This window comes from Odoribacter sp. AF15-53 (assembly GCF_003479425.1).
GTDB lineage: Bacteria > Bacteroidota > Bacteroidia > Bacteroidales > Marinifilaceae > Butyricimonas.
In genome coordinates this window covers 105278-123752 of record NZ_QUHC01000009.1, presented here as the reverse complement: position 1 = coordinate 123752, position 18475 = coordinate 105278, and the positions used below count along the sequence as shown (strand labels likewise).

The window sequence follows — 18475 nt, the reverse complement described above, 5'->3', positions numbered from 1 at the left end:
GGTATTTTTTATTTCAATTTTGTTATAACAACATTTTTATCTTTTAAAGTAAAATGCACGTCCACAACCTTTTCAATTACTTTAAAAGTCTCTTCTGCCGGTAAGTTTTTATCTATTACACCGGTAAATGTATACGTCTCGATATCCGGAGAAAAGAATATAACATGTAATCCATACCAACGTTCCATTTGCATCATGATTTCTTTTAACGTCATACGATTAAACATAAATAAGCCGTTTTTCCAACTTATAAACTCCCCCACATCCACCTCACGAACACGAATGTCTCCATCTGTACATATCGCTTGCTCTCCCGGTGTCAACACCACTTGCTTTTTACCATTTGTTACACTTACCTTTCCTTGTGCCAAAGTAGTTTGAATCTCTTTCCTCTCCGGGTAAGCGTTTATGTTAAAACTTGTTCCCAAGACTTCAACCTCAACATTATGCACTGTCACTTTAAAAGGATGCTTCTCGTCTCTCACCACCTCGAAATAAGCCTCACCTTCCAACATCACGTTTCTCTCTGTTCCTTTAAACACCTCCGGATATTTCAACTTACTACCGGAATTTAAGTAAACCACTGTTCCATCGGACAACTTCAACCGAAAATCTGCTGCAACGGGAATCTCAAGCACATTATAACGCTGTACGGTATCTCTAATTTCCCCCTCTTCATACACCAAACCTTCTACACTATCCTGACGAATGTTCACCATGTCGTCCGTAATCCACCCTTCTTGGTGTTTTTCGCTCAAATTAATTTCATTACCATCAGAAAGTGTCAAGAAAATAGCATCCCGCTGTTTTTCCGATGACATCGCTATCTCTACGGGCTCTTTTTTCAAGAAAAAGATTCCACCGAGACATAACAATAGGGGGAGAACTATAATCGCCGCATATTTCAGAAGATGTAAAATTCGATACCCTTTTCGAGAGGCACAAGTTTTTTCTATCTCATGAAACATCATCTTATAGTCCGGTTCCGGATGAGTGGCAAAACTATACAAACAATCCAACGTCTTTTTTACTTGCGGATCAATATCTTGCGATAATTTTTTATCCTTCGAATATAATATATTCCATAACTCATCAAATAATTCTTTATTTGTTTTCATAAGAAATCCATGTCATTATTCTATTATATAGACACGCATGAGCAATGAAAGAGTGCAAAAGATTACAACATTTTTTTCAACAAAAGCAAAAATAATATGACTAACGCATCATTATCGGTTCCATTTTTCACCGCATCCCGAATTTTCTTGTAAGCAATTCGTACCTGTGATTTCACTGTATTGACAGCTATTCCTAAATTTTTAGCCGTATCAGCATAACTGCTTCCCTCAATAACCGTCATTACAAAAACCTTTCGGCAAGACTCCGGTAACGAATCTATTAATTCTCTAACCACATCCAGTTTTGATGAAAAATCTTCTTCTTCTTCTGTGTTTGCAAATACAATTTCCCGAACAATATCTTCCTCTCTATCAGCCGCCACTCGTAAATGCCTCAAATGATTAAGTATCAAATTTTTAACCATTGTTACCAAATAATTTTCAAACGACTTTGTGATGTTGAGTTGAGTTCGATGAGACCACAAATAAACAAAACACTCCTGCACGGCATCTTCAGCAAGTGCTTGATCTCGACATAATCCCAAAGCTACAAAATATAATTCGCGAGAATAATTATAAAATATCTTCTCGAACGCCTTGACATCCCCAGCAATAAACTCTTTTATCACATTCTGTTCGTCCATATTAATTCAATTAGAGGCGAGCAAATGTAGGAAAAAAAAAAGAAAAGCTAAAGAAATCAACTCATTAAAGATATAAAATGGTATATAGCAAAACAAGTGATCGGAGTTTTCGACCACTTGTTTCATTCACAAAAATGATGTTTTATCTTCCCTTGCGACGAATCCAAACAAACATACCACCAAAAACCAACAGTATCGGCAACAATGCCACAAATAACCATTTTATCATTTTGAAACAGCTTCCACTCACATATACATGATCATCAGGTAAGTCTGGACGCCTGATATCAATAGGAACTTCTCCATCTGACAACCAATAGAAACCTCCTGTTATTAAGGTGTAATTAGATGCCTGTGCTCGAAGTATTCTTCGTCCGAATTCTCCGTTACTGATACAATCCGCATCTCCAGTCAAAATGATTTTTTGTTCTTTACCATTCTGTTTTCTCGACAAAGCAACCACTGTCGCATATTGCTTTTCTTGTTCTCCTACCTCCGGATTCAAACGAACAACATCATCAACAAAATCTGTTGTTTCCAACTCATTCCACACACCAGTGGAATCTGTTTTAAACATGGGTATTACTTTATAACCTTTATCAGCAATTTGTTCTAAACCGGCAACGCTTGGAGTTGATAACACCCAATGGCGACTTGCCATTACTTCGAATTCATAAGAAATGTTATCAACTGCCTCTCGGGTTACACGAGAAAGAATGACATCCGCTTGTAGGTTTGAATCTCGCTTAACCAATAATCCGTTCGTCAGTTCAAAACCAAATTTTGCAAAAAGAGGATTCATAATTTCTCTACGCTTCGGTTCTCCTAAAATAAATAAATTTCCCCCGCGATCGATATATTGTTGCAAATTAGCCTCTTCTTCTGAAGTCAGCCACTCACGCATATCGGATATCACGATAATATTGATATCTTCAGGAACAGCATGCGTCAACGAGACTGATTGTACATCAAATCCTTGATTCATTAAAGCACTACGGAATGTTTTTTCATTTGCAAATAAACTGTAATCTCTATCTTTTCCTCCAATCAAACTACGTTCTCCATGTCCTCCCAACATCCCCACAATTGGAAGTTTCATAACCATCCGTTTAAAAGCTGCCGAAATTTCTCGTTCACTCGGAAAACGTTGCATATCGTTATAAATTCGCAACCATGCTTTTTCTCCGTTTTCTCGTACAATTTGGCGTACAAAAGTATTATTTTCTCCAGATAAATCAATTTTAGCTCGAATTTCTTCCGGACTCATAAATCGATTTGAATCCAAACCGTATATTTTACATACCTCACACATCTTTTCCCGCAAAGACTTGCCCGGGAATTGGCGATCCAAATTTGAATTTGCCGTTGTGTCATAATAATATACGTACTTCAATTTCATATCCGGTTTAAAACGCATATATTGCTCAAAACGTTCCATGTCCGGTTTCAAAAAATTATAGGCAGCAAACCAAGAACCACTCGGTTCAAGTACATTGATATAAGTAGTAATAGTTACTCCTCCATCCAACTTTGCCACAATTTCCTGGCTATTCGGTGTCAATGTATTCTGCTTTGTTGCCGTTACATCCGAGTACACTTTCAAAGAAGGAAGAGAAGAAAGATACCCCAAAAAACAACTTAAAAATATCACTCCTAAATTTTTACTTAACGTGATAGAGAATCTTACTTTTTGACGTACAGCATTTAGTCTAATAATTGTCAGTGCCAAAAACAACACAATCACAATAATAAAATAAAGCAAATCCTCACTACATATCAATCCTCTCACGAACTCATCACATCGCCCGGAGATGGCCAACCAATAAGTTACGTCACGTACCAAATCATATTCTTGCCACCATCCTCCAATCATGTTTAAAATCATCAAAACAGCCAATGTTCCAATGGCTGCAACGATAGGATAGGAGGTCAGCGAGGACATAAAAACACCAATCGCAGCATAGGCACAAATCAATAAATACAATCCTAACAATCCGGTCAAAACCAAAGGCAAATCAAAATCTTTTACAAATCCCCAGCTACATAAAACGAACAAGAAAAGAAGACCTATCATTAAAAGACCATAGATCATCATGGAGAAGAATTTACCCACAATAATCTGGAAATTGGTAATCGGAGACGAATACAACAATCGAATCGCTCCACTGCTTATATCCTTACTAACTAATCCCATCGTTAAAAGTGGAATGTAGAAATAAAGATATTTTTGCATAATCACAAAAACTCCTCCCCAATAAACAGAAAAAAGGCGTTGAGTACACCCGTAAGGTATATACCCCATCTCTTGGGAATGTACTGTATTTTGAAGCTGATCGACAAATTGCATTCCGGCTTGTATGCCAAAAGCGACCAAAATAAACCACGCGACAGGAGAATAGAACAACATTTGCATCTCCGTTTTCGCTATATTCCATATCATTTTAAACATAACTCAACTTATTGTATTTTTTTAGACAATTCTGAAAATATTTTATCCAAAGAAGTTTTTTCTACTCGAATTTCTGACAAATGCCAATCATGAACCACACTCTGTTTTACAATGCTATCCATTGCTTCTTGGGCATTCTCAAAGCGTACACGAAATTTTCTATCGCCAAGATCTTCTACTCCTTGTACGTTTTCCACTTTAGCCAACTCTTCTACGGTTGGAGGATTTCCCATTCTAAGATAAATGGTGTTGGGTGCGATGTAATTATCAAATTCATCCACAGTTCCCATAAAAACAAGTTTACCTTGCTCGATCATCATAATATTATCACAAGTTGCTTGCACTTCCGTCAATATATGTGTAGAAAGAATAATTGTTCGCTCTTGAGCAATATCCTTTATCAAGTGACGAACTTCCATGATTTGATTCGGGTCCAATCCATTGGTGGGTTCATCAAATATTACGATTTCAGGTTTATGTATGATGGCTTGCGCAATACCAACACGCTGTTGGTAGCCACCGGAAAGATTTTTTATCAGACGTTTCCGGAAATGTGCAATTCCACAGCGAACTAAAACATCCTCGACAGCAGATTTCAACATATTAGCAGGAACCCAACGCAACCGGGCTGAATAATATAAAAATTCTTCTACAGTCAAATCACCATACAACGGCGGTTTCTGCGGTAAAAAGCCAATGTGTCGCTTTGCATCAACAGGTCGTTTTCGAGCATCAATACCTTTGATGAAAACAGAGCCTTCTGTTTGTTTTATCACCCCACTAATAATATTCATTGTGGTCGATTTCCCCGCTCCATTGGAACCCAACAAACCATAGATGCCCCGTTTGGGAATCTCAAAACTAATATCTCTTACCGCCCATTGAATATTATAACGATGAGACAAATGTTCAATTCTTAAAATAGGTTCTTCCATAAATTTATCATTAACATTCATAATCTTTGTAACAAATTTGCGATTTCACAGATAAGGTGGATCAATATTTAATTTGTGTTATTCCAAAATCGATTTTATGAAAAATTTAAGATTATTGTTAAAAATAAATTACCCGGAAACGCTCCTTAAACAAGCATCCCCGGGTAATCTATATCATTTTTAGAACTATTCTCTCTCTAAAGAAAAAGAATACGGAAGATCATCATCTCTTGTTCCTCGTTGTTTATTGGGTTGATCGCTCATCTGTATGTCAAGTCGACCACCTCGCAGCAAATCTTTATGTGTAAGATAGTTTTTCGTGTATTTTCGACCATTCAATTTAATTTGATCCACGTAACGATATGTGTCGCTTACCCGAGGTGCAGAAATCACCACCTCTTTTCCATTCTCTAATGAAAGTGTCACTTTCGGGAAAAGTGGTGTTCCCAACACATATTGATCTGTCCCCGGACAAACGGGATAAAAACCCATAGCAGAGAATACATACCAAGCAGATGTTTGCCCATTATCCTCATCCCCGCAATAACCATCCGGTCCCGGAGTGTACATCCGATTCATCACCTCACGAAGCCAGTATTGAGCTTTCCATGGTTGCCTCGCATAATTATACAAATAGATCATATGCTGTATCGGCTGGTTCCCGTGAGCATAGTTTCCCATATTCATCACCGTCATTTCACGAATTTCATGAATCACTCCTCCATAATAGCTTTCATCAAACAAGGGTGGTACGGCAAATACAGAATCCAACATTTGAACAAAAATCTCTTTTCCCCCCATCAGGTCAATCAATCCTTGAGGATCGTGGAATACCGACCACGTATAATGCCAACTATTCCCCTCTGTAAAAGCATCACCCCACTTTAACGGAGAGAAAGGTGCCATGAACGTACCATCTTGATTTTTCCCTCGCATCAATTTGGTTTCAGGATCGAACAAATTTTTATAATTCATTGCCCGTTCTGCAAAAAGTTTCATTTCCTTCTCCGGACGTCCCAACTCTTTCGCCAAGCGATAAATACACCAATCATCGTAGGCATACTCTAACGTTCGAGCGGCACTTTCATTAATACCCACATTGTAAGGTACATATCCTAAACGGTTATAATATTCATATCCCAAACGACCCGTTGAAGATGCTTTTGGATGTACGTGATTCGTGCCATGTAACAACCCTTCGAACAAGGTCTCCACGTCGTCCACACGGACTCCTTTCAAATAGGCATCCACTAGAACTGAGGCCGAATTATTACCCACCATGCATCCCCGGTGACCAGGACTCGCCCATTCCGGAAAGAAGCCGCTCTCTTTATACGTATTAATCAACCCCTCCTGCATCTCTTTATTCTGGGACGGGTAGACCAAATTCAATAGGGGAAACAAACAACGGAATGTATCCCAAAAACCGGTATCCGTATAGAAATATCCGGGTAGCACTTGACCATTATGAGGACTGTAGTGCATGACATTACCGTCAGCATCCAATTCATAAAATTTCCGAGGGAAGAGTACAGATCGATATAAACAAGAATAGAATACCCGATACTGATCTAGAGTACCTCCTTCCACTTGTATGACACTCAACACACGGTTCCATTCTTTCTTCCCTTTAGCAACTAACGTTTGAAAATCATCGTTTCCCAATTCTTTCAAATTACGTTCCGCTTGTTCCAAACTAATAAAAGAGGAGGCCACTCGAGCATGTACTTTTTCACCTTTCTTTGTACGAAATCCGATTACACCTCCAACATGTTGAGACAGTTGCTCCAAATCATCGCTTAATTTCCCGTCAGCAAAAGTGTGTTTGTAATCAAAAGGTTTATCAAATTCTATAACAAAATAATTTTTAAAATTACCAGGAACTCCTCCACTATTTCGAGTCGTGTAGCCTTCAATCCGATTATTGCCTACAATCTTCACGAACGACCCTCTATCAAAAGCATCCACAACCACGTAAGAGCGATCGCTCTCTGGAAACGTAAAACAAAAAAGAGCCGCCCGTTCGGTCGTTGTAAACTCCGTAACCACATCATAATCGGCCAAATAAACTTTATAATAATAAGGTTTGGCAAGCTCTCCTTTGTGAGAAAACCAACTGGCTCGCTTGTCTTGATCAAATTCAGGATGTCCAACAACAGGCATCAATGAAAACTGACCATAGTCATTAATCCACGGACTCGGCTGGTGTGTTTGTTTAAAACCACGTATTTTATTTGCCGTGTACACGTAGGCCCAACCGTCTCCCATCTTACCTGTTTGTGGCATCCAAAAATTCATCCCCCACGGACGAGCTATTGCCGGATAAGTATTTCCTGTCGACAATTCGAACGAAGATTCTGTTCCCATCAACGGGTTAACATACTCCTCCGGCTCAAAAAGAGATTGTGCTCGTGCAGGATATCCTGCCACGAGACACAAAAACACAAAAACACAAAAACACATACAACTAATACATGATGTTTCATTATCTATCAAATTACAATTTTACGTTTTCAATTCCGTTCAAAATAAAAATTTACTTATCTCCCATAGCAACCAAATACTCTTCCCATAACGTGTCTATATCATACTCTTCCCCCAGAGAATAGCGGATTGCCTCTTTAAATGACCATGGAATAACATGCAACGTACTATTATTGAATTTACGCAAGAAATCCGAATCTTTCGTTTGCATCAACCACGCCAAGAAAAAACCTGTGGTACGATAGCCATCCATATAATGTCCACCTTTCGGTCTATCTGCTAAAGTAAACCCTCCATTCACATAACGAACGGCATCAGCCATCCCTTCTATAAAAGCCCAGAACGTTTTGTTTGTACCATAAGTTCCAATACCTTGAGGCTCCAATTGAAAACCATGAGTCAATTCATGCCAAAGTACTCCTCGATTTTCTAAAATCAATGCCTCCATATCATCCTTATAACTCTTTTCAATCCAATCCGTACTGTAAGCAATTGTTATTGCCGGAGGGGTCCCGCTTTTTTCAGATATTCCATTATACGATTTCAATATATAGGTTATTAATTCTATTTTAGGAATACTGTCTTTCGGCGAAAAATACAATGTATTCAACACTTGTCTCGCACACTCTTGAATAAATTGTTCCGGATTCGATACAATTTTCGCATACAATTTTGCTCCATCTGTTTCCGGAGAAAGATTTTTAAATTCAACTCGTCCCACGTCATAACTAGACCAAGGGTTTCCTTCTACTCGCTTTCCTTTATGAGAACCACAGGAATACATGATTCCCAAAACACATAACCATACTATTATTTTCTCGTTCATCGTGTCAAAGAATAAGGTTTGTTATCTTCTTTATAAATCCTGTTACGATTAGGCTTGCTATCCATTTCAAATTCCAACACTCCACCGGCTTGAATATCTTGTTGCGTAATATAGGCCTTCTCGTAGGGTTTCCCATTCAATTTTACAGACTTCACATAACGATTCTTATCGCTTACCTTCGCGGCACGCACCTCAAACAAATTTCCGTTTTCTAAACGCACTTTCATGTAAGGCAGGTAAGGGGCACCCAACACGTATTGATCTGTTCCGGGACATACGGGATAAAAGCCTAAAGCTGAAAATATATACCAAGCAGACATTTGCCCACAATCATCATTTCCACACAATCCGTCAATTTTGTTCCGATACATACGATTCATCACCTCTCGAACTCGATACTGGGTTTTCCACGGTTGAGAGGTCCACGCATATAAATATAACACATGGTGGCTCGGTTCATTACCATGGACATAATTTCCCATCAATCCTTCCTCCGTTATATCTTCGGTATCAGCATAATACTTCTCAGGAAGGAGCATCGTGAACAAGCTATCCAACCTCTCTGTAAAGCGCTTCTCTCCTCCCATTTGGTGAATCAAACCATTCACATCATGCGGGACATGAAATGAATAGTTCCATGAATTTCCTTCGATAAACCCTTCCCCGTGTGTATTCAACGGATCAAACGGCTCCTTCCAACTTCCATCAGATAAACGAGGATGTACAAATCCCAAACGTTCGTCAAATAAATTCCGATAATTCAATGCCCGTTTCTCGTATTCTACCATCACTTTTTGTTTTCCAAGCCTTTTGGCCGTCTGATAAATGGTCCAATCGTCATAAGCATTTTCCAAGGTAATTGATGCTCCACTACCATCCTTATCAACAGGCACATATCCTTTCTCCACGTAATCTTTAGTATCTTGATAATACAACACATTCGCACTATTTCTCATAGCCTCCAAAGCCAACGCATTATCCACATCTATTCCTTTTGCCAAAGCATCAGCAACCACCGCAACACCATGATAAGCAATCATACACCAATTCTCATTTCCCATATGCGACCAGACAGGCAAAGCTTTATGCACACTCTGTTGGTAATGTTCCAACATGGATTTCACCATATCTTGATTCCGATCTCGGTTCAGCACATTAAACAACGGGTGTAAGGCACGAAATGTATCCCACAATGAGAATACCGTATAATTTGTAAAACCATCCGCTTGATGAATCATATGATCCACGCCCCGGTAGCGACCATCCACATCCATGTAAACAGAAGGGTTTATCATCGTGTGATACAATGACGTATACAACATCGCCAATTGATTATCATTTCCTTGCGCCTCAATTACTGACAATTCTTTATTCCATTTGTCTTTTGCCTCTGCAACAAGTACATCAAAATTCTTTCCAGACGTTTCTACCTCCAGGTTTTTTAAAGCACCCTCCGTACTCACACACGAAAGAGCCACTTTCACTTCCAATTCCGGATCTTCCGCTAAATCAAAATCAAAGAACGCCACAATTCCACGGCCTCCCATTTCCGGAAAATTATCTTTCACATTAAAACGTCTCCAAAAACCTTGATATTTTACATCCTCAAAGTTCTCATGCCCGTAATTTCGAATCGGTTTGGAAAAGGTTATAACAAAATACGTGTAATTCGTTCTTGCCCACCCCCGGGTTATTCGATAACCGGTCAACAAAGTATCATTCTCCACCCTCAAATTGGCCCAAAGCACCTTGCCATCATAATTGTATATACCATGTAATAAATCCACAATCACATGCCCCTCTTTTGTTCCCATCGGATAGGTATATTTATGTACACCAACACGTTCCGTTGCCGTCAACTGCACTTTTACATTGTAATCTTGCAACTTCACTTCATAGTATCCGGGCGAAGCTTTTTCCATTTCATGTGAAAAACGAGAACGATACCCTTCTTCTGGCTTTTCTGCTGTACCAGGTACCAATTTCAAATCCCCAACCGTTGGCATTAAAAGAATATCCCCTAAATCCGAATGTCCGGTTCCACTCAAATGCGTGTGGCTAAACCCAATAATTGTTGGATCATCATACTGGTATCCAGCACAATAACGATAAGCCTCTTTTTGATAAACGCCATCAATGTTATGCGGAACATTCTCTGTATCAGGGCTCAATTGAACAGCCCCAAACGGCACGCAGGCCCCAGGAAACGTGTGTCCCATGCTCTTTGTTCCAATAAAAGGATTAACGTAATCTGCAGGATTCTTTTTTCCATCCTTTCCGGGAAACACTGCACTCAAACATAATAACAGTACACTCAAATTCATACACTTATTTATTTAAATATATCAACACTATATATAATGACACCTTGATTCTCTCAACGAGTGAAAACAAATGTAAAAAAAACAATCACTACAATTTAAACAAAAATATAAAATCACTCGTTTATCTTAATAACAAGCGCAATATGAAATACAAGATTCCGATCGCATTTGCTTTAATCTCCGCCAGTTTTCAACTATGCCTTCTCCCTCCTCTCGGGACATCCGAACCTATTTCTCCATATAACAAATATACTACACGACACACCCATATTTCAAACATAACCGTATTAAAAATCAATTTAATCGAAGGTGAATGCTGGATGAATGCAGGATGAATGCTCCGTGGTCTAAATGAACTTATAATCGAATCTCTATGAAATCACGAGCAAAGATAGCTTAATGCCATAGCAGTACCCGTCATTTCACAAGGTAATAATCTCCCATGTCCCATTCCACACCCTTTCATCCCCCTTTCATAGCCCTTCCACCATACCCGAGAAAGGAGGAGAAAAGCCTGAGATAAGTATTACGGAAGATTATTACCTATATATATACCAAGTATTTCAATGGGTTTACCTTAAAAATACATAGACTCGCCATCAGTACCCAATATTTATTCCACCGAAGAGTTTCAAAAGAAATCAGAATCGTTTATATTTGCATCACTATTAAGATAAAAGCTAAAAAAGAAGACATGGCACAGACACCATCTATTCCGAAAGGAACAAGAGACTATTCACCGGAAGTTATGGTGAAAAGAAATTATATATTCGATACGATCAAGTCCGTATTCAAACTCTATGGTTACTTGCCGCTGGAAACTCCGGCAATGGAAAATCTTTCCACCCTCATGGGAAAATACGGCGAGGAAGGGGATAAATTACTTTTCAAGATTCTGAACTCCGGAGATTTCCTGGCGTCTGTTACCAATAGCGAAGTAGAGGAACGTAATATTCCCCGGCTGACCAACAAAATTTGCGAGAAGGGACTACGTTATGACTTAACCGTGCCTTTCGCCCGATTCGTGGTACAACACCAAAATGAAATATCATTCCCGTTCAAACGCTACCAGATTCAACCCGTGTGGCGAGCCGACCGTCCGCAGAAGGGACGCTATCGCGAGTTCTACCAGTGTGACGTGGATGTCGTGGGAAGTGATTCTTTACTGAACGAGGTGGAATTGGTACAAATCGTGGACGAGGTGTACAAACGACTGAAAATAAATGTACGCCTGTTGATCAACAACCGAAAAGTGCTGGCCGGAATTGCCGAAACGATCGGCCACCCCGACAAGCTGGTTGACATCACCGTTGCCATTGACAAAATGGACAAGATCGGTGCCGAAAACGTGAATGCCGAACTCCGGGAAAAAGGAGTGTCAGAAGAGGCTATTGAAAAATTGCAACCCATATTACGCTTAGAAGGCTCCAACGAAGAGAAGGTGACCCGCTTGCAAGAAATTTTAAAAGACAGCGAAACCGGATTAAAAGGAGTTGCAGAACTTTCTACCGTATTCCGTTATTTGAATCAACTGGATATCCAAACAGAAATAAAACTCGACTTGACACTTGCCCGCGGTTTGAGTTACTACACCGGAGCCATCTTCGAGGTAAAAGCCAAGGACGTGGAGATCGGGAGCATCACCGGGGGAGGACGTTATGACGATTTGACGGGAATTTTCGGGATGAAAAATATGTCGGGTGTCGGTATATCCTTCGGGGCCGACCGCATCTTCGACGTGATGAACCAACTGGACATCTTCCCCAAAGATTCCACGGCAACCACCCGTGTACTTTTCGTGAACTTCGGGGAAAAAGAAGAGGCTTTCTGTCTTCCCGTACTGAAAACCTTACGGAACGCAGGAATCAATTCCGAGATATACCCGGAAGCCGCCAAGATGAAGAAACAAATGACTTACGCCGATAAAAAGAGTATCCCCTATGTGGCCTTAGTCGGTGAAAACGAGATAAACAATAACGTGGTCACGCTGAAAAATATGCTCACCGGAGAACAAGAAAGTGTAGCTATTTCCAGCCTAGTAGACAAACTTAAAAGCGAGAATTAAAGTATGCAACTATACCGCAAAGAACAACGCCCGCTGAAAAGCCACGGATTTGATGTTAGATTCCCGTGACCGGGAAGTGGTTTATAAAATTTGTAAGATTCATAAAGTTGAACCTTACAAACTCGCAAGGCAAAAGCCTCACTCGTGTGTATGCAATTTAAAATCTAAAATTTAAAATCTAAAATCCAATGACTCATTATATAACCCCAGAGAAATTAACTTTCGAGCAGATCGAAAAAATTTTAACTAAGAAGTATAAATTAGCTTTATCAGACGAGAGCAAGAAACTGATCAATGATTGCAAGGCTTACTTGGATCATAAAATCGCAACTTCTGACAAGCCTTTGTATGGAATCACAACCGGGTTCGGTTCTTTGTGTAAGATTTCCATCTCACAAGAAGATTTAAGCCAGTTACAAGCTAATCTGGTCATGTCTCACGCTTGTAGCTTGGGAGAACCCGTACACAAAGATATTATCCGTTTGATGTTGTTGCTCAAAGCTCACGCTCTTTCTTTGGGAAAATCCGGGGTACAACAAGTGACCGTGGAACGTATTATCGATATGTTCAACCATGACGTTCTTCCCGTGGTAAAAGAATTAGGCTCTTTGGGCGCATCCGGGGACTTGGCCCCGTTGGCAAACTTGTTCTTGCCATTGATCGGTGAGGGAGAGGTATTCTACAAGGATAAAATCTATCCGGCAAAAGAAATTAATGCCAAATTCGGCTGGGAACCCATCCAACTGGGAGCTAAAGAAGGATTGGCTTTGTTGAATGGTACTCAATTCATGAGTTCTCACGCTGTTTACGCTTTATTGAATGCCTTCAAAGTGGTAAAATATGCTGATATTATCGGGGCTTTATCACTGGAAGCATACGACGGACGCATTGATCCGTTTTTACCGCAAATCCACGAAGCTCGTCCTCATCCGGGACAAATTGAAACGGCTCGTAATATCCGCACCTTACTGGAAGGTTCAGAATTCCAGAAAATGGAAAAGACTCACGTGCAAGACCCGTACTCTTTCCGTTGTATGCCTCAAGTACACGGGGCTGTGAAAGATACCGTGGCTTACGTGGCATCTGTCGTTGAACGGGAAATCAACTCGGTAACCGACAACCCGACTATTTTCATGGAAGATGATTTGATTATTTCCGGTGGTAACTTCCACGGCGAACCGCTAGCTCTGGTATTAGATTTCTTGAGCATCGCTATCTCCGAATTGGGTAGCATCTCTGAAAGACGGGTATACCGTTTGATTGCCGGAGATCGTAAAACTCCTGAATTCCTCGTTGCCAATTCCGGCTTGAATTCCGGTTTCATGATCCCGCAATACGCCGCTGCTGCTATCGTCAGCAAGAACAAGCAGTTGTGCTCTCCGTGTTCCGTGGACTCCATCCCGTCATCCAACGAGCAGGAGGATCATGTCAGCATGGGTGGTAACGCCGCAACCAAAACAGTGAAAGTGATCGAGAACGTGGAAAGAGTGCTGGCTATCGAATTAATGAATGCCGCACAAGCCATTGATATGCAACGGCCGACGAAAACATCAGCATATTTGGAAAACTTCTTGGCCGAATTCCGCACGATCGTACCATTCAACAGCCAAGACCGGGTGATGTACCAGGACATCGAGGCTGCCGTTGAATTTTTGAAACAAGGGGAGTTCGCTAACTTCGAATAAATTCAATATAATAATATGAAAAAAGCCGGTGAAAACCGGCTTTTTTCATATCATTATTCGACTTTAACCCATTTCACAGCATCCGCAATGATCATCTGGGAACAAGTAATATTTGAATTCCCTTTTACTTTTAGCATTCTCGTTTTTATTACCGGTTGTAAATCAGTTCCACCTTTATCACTTAATCGTACAAAGTAGTTTCCCTCACTAAACTCATACGTTCCCAACTCAATCCATCCCGGAGCTTCCTCGTTCAAATCCAGTTCTACATAGGTATCCCCTTCCTCCGAAAATACTTGATAATACAACCTTGCATTTTTCAAGAAGGACCCCAAGTAAGTTGAAATCCAAAACAATAAATGTCGCCGAATGATCTTTCTCTCATAACTCGCAATTAATCGAATCTTATCAAGTGCCATACTCTATTGGTTTTAATTGAAATTCAAATACAAGGAGTGAATTGGCCTCTGTTTAAAAATAACGGTGTACAATTTTTATCGCTTTGGAACGAGACATCTCTCCGGGGCTTGTTCCAAGAACACCCTCCGGGATTGGGGTTTTATGACGTTCGAAATGCTTTTCCCATAAGGGACTGGTTTTTCCCGTCTCCTTATCTTTAAATGACATCGGAGTTGCCTTGAAAATCGATTTCCCGTTAGGACGTAAAAAAGCCAAGTAAATGATCTCACTGCAATAATATTTATCATTATCCGGTAAAAACACGTAATCATAAGGTTTCCCTAAAAATGATTTCAATATTTCTATCGCCCGGGGAATGGACTTTTGATATTTCGGTTTCAGCCTTCCGACGACAACGACCGGATTTCCATCCACGGATTTAGCCTGTTTAAGAAATTTCGCTAATGGGGTTTTACAAACATTCGGTTGAGTGGCCTCCAACACGAAAACCTGTCCATCCTCAACCAACACGACACCTACGTGGGAGAAGTTCAAATCATCCAAACTGGTTGTCACGTTCTCGATTGCTTTCACGAAAGAGGTGCGAGCCTTATTGGTCTGAAACAGGATGTCTCCTGTTTTCAGATCAAAAGTTTTTTGGGCGGAAAGAGCTATCGTTAGTAATAAAACGCCCAAGCTTAAAATAATCTTCTTTATCATGCTACCATTATTTACGGTTCGGGAAAATAAGCACGGCAATAAAGCCATATATACCACATGCCAATGTCACGACCAAATCCAAATAATTAAACAGATTCCGCATACTCCGTCTATGATACAATTTGATACAGAGCAATAACAATGTTAACGCTATATTCAAGTAAATAAACCGTTGCATGTCATAAGCCTCCACTTTCAACTTTTTGGCTCCATCACGGGTGAAACGAGCTTTAAAAGGGAATACATAATTCTCTCTCTGTCCCACTTTCGAATTTTCATAAAGAGGATAAACCAGCGTCTCGGAAGCTAGTAAATTATGTTCCTTATCCACCACGTAAATCTTGACACGATCCAAACCATACAATTGATAGGTATAGAAGAAAAGATCTTCACTCATCGTAATCAGACTTCCATAGTCCTTGTAGTCATATATCGGGAGCTGGAAAAAACTATAATCTTTGATACGCATCAAATAGATGTTATAGTTCTGATCGTACACGTATCCATAATTTACATCATCCACCAGACAATTCATTCCATTTACCTGCATACCGACTGGAAGAGGAATTTTATGGCATTGAGGTTCTCCATCATACATTTTTAAATGAAAGAAATCATCTTTATTGTCCACCATAAAATAGCCATCATCCTTTGATTTGGAGGTGGAAGGAAGTCCATAAATGTTCTTTATCGGAAATTGTATTCCCTCATTCTTCATGGCCTGGGTAAAACGCTCACTCTTTTCCTTATTCACGCCTTTAACCCGGTTAATATCCGTTTCAATAAACTCAATTCCCTCATCCGTTAGGCGAAACATATCTTCCGGAAGTTCCATTTTTATCTGATCTGTATGGGATTCGAACATCCACAATAAAGATTTTCGTCCGGGGCCTGCCCCAAGGAACAAGGGGAAACGTGCCGCATCCTGTATCATCTGTAATGTCACGTGTTGCCCACGAATCGTGTCAGGAAACCGATTCTCGTACATTAATTGCCGACAATTTCTCATCGGGAATATATCCATCAACGCTTTCGTGTCATATGTATTCCCTGCCCGATCTCTTCCGACCTGAATTTCACGTAACTGCACCGTGTCATATTCATATTTCAAGGTAACAAAATCATTCAACATTTCGCTAAATACGAGCTGAGTACGTCTTTCCCTTTGTTCGAATGTTTTCTTATATATTTTAGGGAACTCCAACGCCATTACCAATACAGCCAATAGCACTAGAGCTAATCTTATCATCTTTGGTATCATATTATTTTTCTCCTATTTTAAAACGATTAGCCGTATATATCATTCCAAGACTCGCGATGACCAGTACTATAATCATTAGTACATAGAGATTCGACACATTACCTCCCAACAGGTAAATATCCAATAATTCATACACCACGATCGCATATAAACACCGGAATTTCCAACTGGGTTCCATGGCAATCATTGCCACGAAGAAATAAGTCGTGAACCCGCCTAATATCCAAGGCAAGAACGCATTTATAGCCATAATATGCATCTCCACCGGGAAGAAATAAAGGTCTATCGTGAAAAACAGTATCATGAAGATAACCATCAATGAAAGAATCATTAGAAATCCATACAAAACCATCGTGTAAAGCATCACAATTTCATTTAACGGTAAGTGTAAGGTCAATTTTATTTTTTTTTGCAAGACCTCCGGCAAATACTGCGATCCGCCAATCAACAAGGCAATGATAAAAGGGATATTCTTGAAAATCCCATAATGCGGCCGTCCGGCTTGTGTAAACCATTCAAAAACATAATTCGATCCCCCATCAGCATTTATAATATTGCTGTTCAAGCCAATGAATGCATATAATATTGTTCCCACTCCCAACACCAGAGAAGCAAGTACAAACCATTTCGTTTTTAACCATTCTTTATAAAAAAGATGTAATGCCATAATCTTAATATTTACCTGTTAAACCAATAAAAGCATCTTCTAAAGTCATCTTTACAGGTTTAAAATCAGAATATTCCAACCCTTTTGCCTGCAACATGGCCTGAACTTCTTCTGCCGATGCATACGTGTAAAGTTCGTAATGATTTTTAATTCGATCCATCTCAACAGTCAGTGATTCTGCTTTAAGATTCACATCATCCCGGTTCAGATCAAATGTAAACTGGTGGAACTTTTCCATAAATTCGGATGCCGATCCCCGCATTAATACCCGGTTATAATCCATGATCAACACATCGTCGATCAATCGTTCCATATCCTGAATAATATGGGAGGTCAAGAATACGGTTTTATTTCCGGCCTTGGCATATTCACGCATGTGATCCACGAACAAGCGACGATAGCCGGGGTCCAATCCCAAAGAAAAGTCATCCAAGATCAATAAATCAGGATCTTGAGCAAGAATCAGCCCTAAAGCCACTTGAGCCCGCTGGCCGCATGACATACTGGAAACTTTTTGAGAAGGAAGTATTTTCATCCTTTTCATCAAATCAAAATAGGCATCCCGATTCCAGTTTTTATAAAAACCGGAATAAAATTTCTCGATCTGATAAATATTCATAAACGAGTACTGAATATGTCCCTCGATCAAATACCCTAAACGCCGTTTTGTTTCCGGGCTCAAATTCTGGGTTGATTCGCCATAGATCAAACATTCTCCGGAACGAGGTTGCAGAAAACCATTCAATATATTAATCGTGGTCGTTTTGCCACATCCATTTTTCCCCAATAATCCCATGATGTGCCCTTTCTTCACAGAAAAGTTGAGATTTTCATAGATTAACCGTTTCCCATAATAATGGGTCAGATTCTTACACTCTATTATATTTTCTTCCATTGT

14 protein-coding genes are annotated in these 18475 nt (G+C 39.9%); 2 read left to right on the top strand and 12 right to left on the bottom strand.

Annotation, left to right across the window (positions count from 1 at the left end; all coding sequences use genetic code 11):
* Window positions 1–8: 8 nt before the first annotated feature.
* From DWW52_RS16550 to DWW52_RS16520, 7 genes are all read right to left on the bottom strand, one after another.
* Window positions 9–1118: a FecR family protein gene (locus tag DWW52_RS16550; protein ID WP_118716574.1), complete on the bottom strand. Its 1110-nt coding sequence runs from the start codon at window positions 1116–1118 to the stop codon at window positions 9–11.
* Window positions 1119–1180: 62 nt separating this feature from the next.
* Window positions 1181–1747, bottom strand: coding sequence for an RNA polymerase sigma factor (locus DWW52_RS16545; RefSeq protein WP_158582642.1), 567 nt, complete (start codon window positions 1745–1747; stop codon window positions 1181–1183).
* A 157-nt stretch (window positions 1748–1904) separates the two neighbouring features.
* A complete protein-coding gene (locus DWW52_RS16540; protein WP_118716572.1) occupies window positions 1905–4211 on the bottom strand; it encodes a Gldg family protein in 2307 nt (768 codons plus the stop codon).
* An 8-nt stretch (window positions 4212–4219) separates the two neighbouring features.
* Window positions 4220–5146, bottom strand: coding sequence for an ABC transporter ATP-binding protein (locus tag DWW52_RS16535; RefSeq protein ID WP_118716590.1), 927 nt, complete (start codon window positions 5144–5146; stop codon window positions 4220–4222).
* A 186-nt stretch (window positions 5147–5332) separates the two neighbouring features.
* Entirely contained in the window at window positions 5333–7609 is a 2277-nt protein-coding gene (locus DWW52_RS16530) for a GH92 family glycosyl hydrolase (RefSeq protein ID WP_118716571.1), read from the bottom strand.
* Between the two features lie 73 nt (window positions 7610–7682).
* Complete coding sequence (locus tag DWW52_RS16525; protein WP_118716570.1) at window positions 7683–8456, bottom strand: basic secretory protein-like protein; 774 nt, start codon at window positions 8454–8456, stop codon at window positions 7683–7685.
* On the bottom strand, window positions 8453–10780 hold the full coding sequence (locus tag DWW52_RS16520; protein ID WP_118716569.1) for a GH92 family glycosyl hydrolase: 2328 nt from the start codon (window positions 10778–10780) through the stop codon (window positions 8453–8455). The genes DWW52_RS16525 and DWW52_RS16520 overlap by 4 nt, the downstream gene beginning before the upstream one ends.
* 694 nt (window positions 10781–11474) lie before the next feature.
* Here DWW52_RS16520 and hisS point away from each other — a divergent pair.
* The gene (gene hisS / locus DWW52_RS16515; protein WP_118716568.1) at window positions 11475–12845 is read left to right on the top strand and encodes a histidine--tRNA ligase; all 1371 of its coding nucleotides are present in this window, start codon (window positions 11475–11477) and stop codon (window positions 12843–12845) included.
* Between the two features lie 188 nt (window positions 12846–13033).
* Window positions 13034–14530, top strand: a complete 1497-nt coding sequence (hutH, locus tag DWW52_RS16510; RefSeq protein WP_118716567.1) for a histidine ammonia-lyase — start codon at window positions 13034–13036, stop codon at window positions 14528–14530.
* Between the two features lie 53 nt (window positions 14531–14583).
* On the opposite strand, the gene DWW52_RS16505 is transcribed toward hutH, so the two are convergent.
* The 5 genes from DWW52_RS16505 to DWW52_RS16485 are packed head-to-tail and all read right to left on the bottom strand — an operon-like array spanning window position 14584 to window position 18472.
* Window positions 14584–14949, bottom strand: a complete 366-nt coding sequence (locus DWW52_RS16505) for a hypothetical protein (RefSeq protein ID WP_118716566.1) — start codon at window positions 14947–14949, stop codon at window positions 14584–14586.
* A gap of 52 nt (window positions 14950–15001) precedes the next feature.
* Complete coding sequence (locus DWW52_RS16500) at window positions 15002–15649, bottom strand: YiiX/YebB-like N1pC/P60 family cysteine hydrolase (RefSeq protein ID WP_233556949.1); 648 nt, start codon at window positions 15647–15649, stop codon at window positions 15002–15004.
* A gap of 7 nt (window positions 15650–15656) precedes the next feature.
* Entirely contained in the window at window positions 15657–16898 is a 1242-nt protein-coding gene (locus DWW52_RS16495) for a DUF4857 domain-containing protein (RefSeq protein ID WP_158582641.1), read from the bottom strand.
* Between the two features lie 13 nt (window positions 16899–16911).
* The gene (locus DWW52_RS16490; RefSeq protein ID WP_118716564.1) at window positions 16912–17577 is read right to left on the bottom strand and encodes a hypothetical protein; all 666 of its coding nucleotides are present in this window, start codon (window positions 17575–17577) and stop codon (window positions 16912–16914) included.
* 4 nt (window positions 17578–17581) lie between these two features.
* Window positions 17582–18472, bottom strand: a complete 891-nt coding sequence (locus tag DWW52_RS16485) for an ABC transporter ATP-binding protein (protein WP_118260853.1) — start codon at window positions 18470–18472, stop codon at window positions 17582–17584.
* Window positions 18473–18475 lie beyond the last annotated feature (3 nt).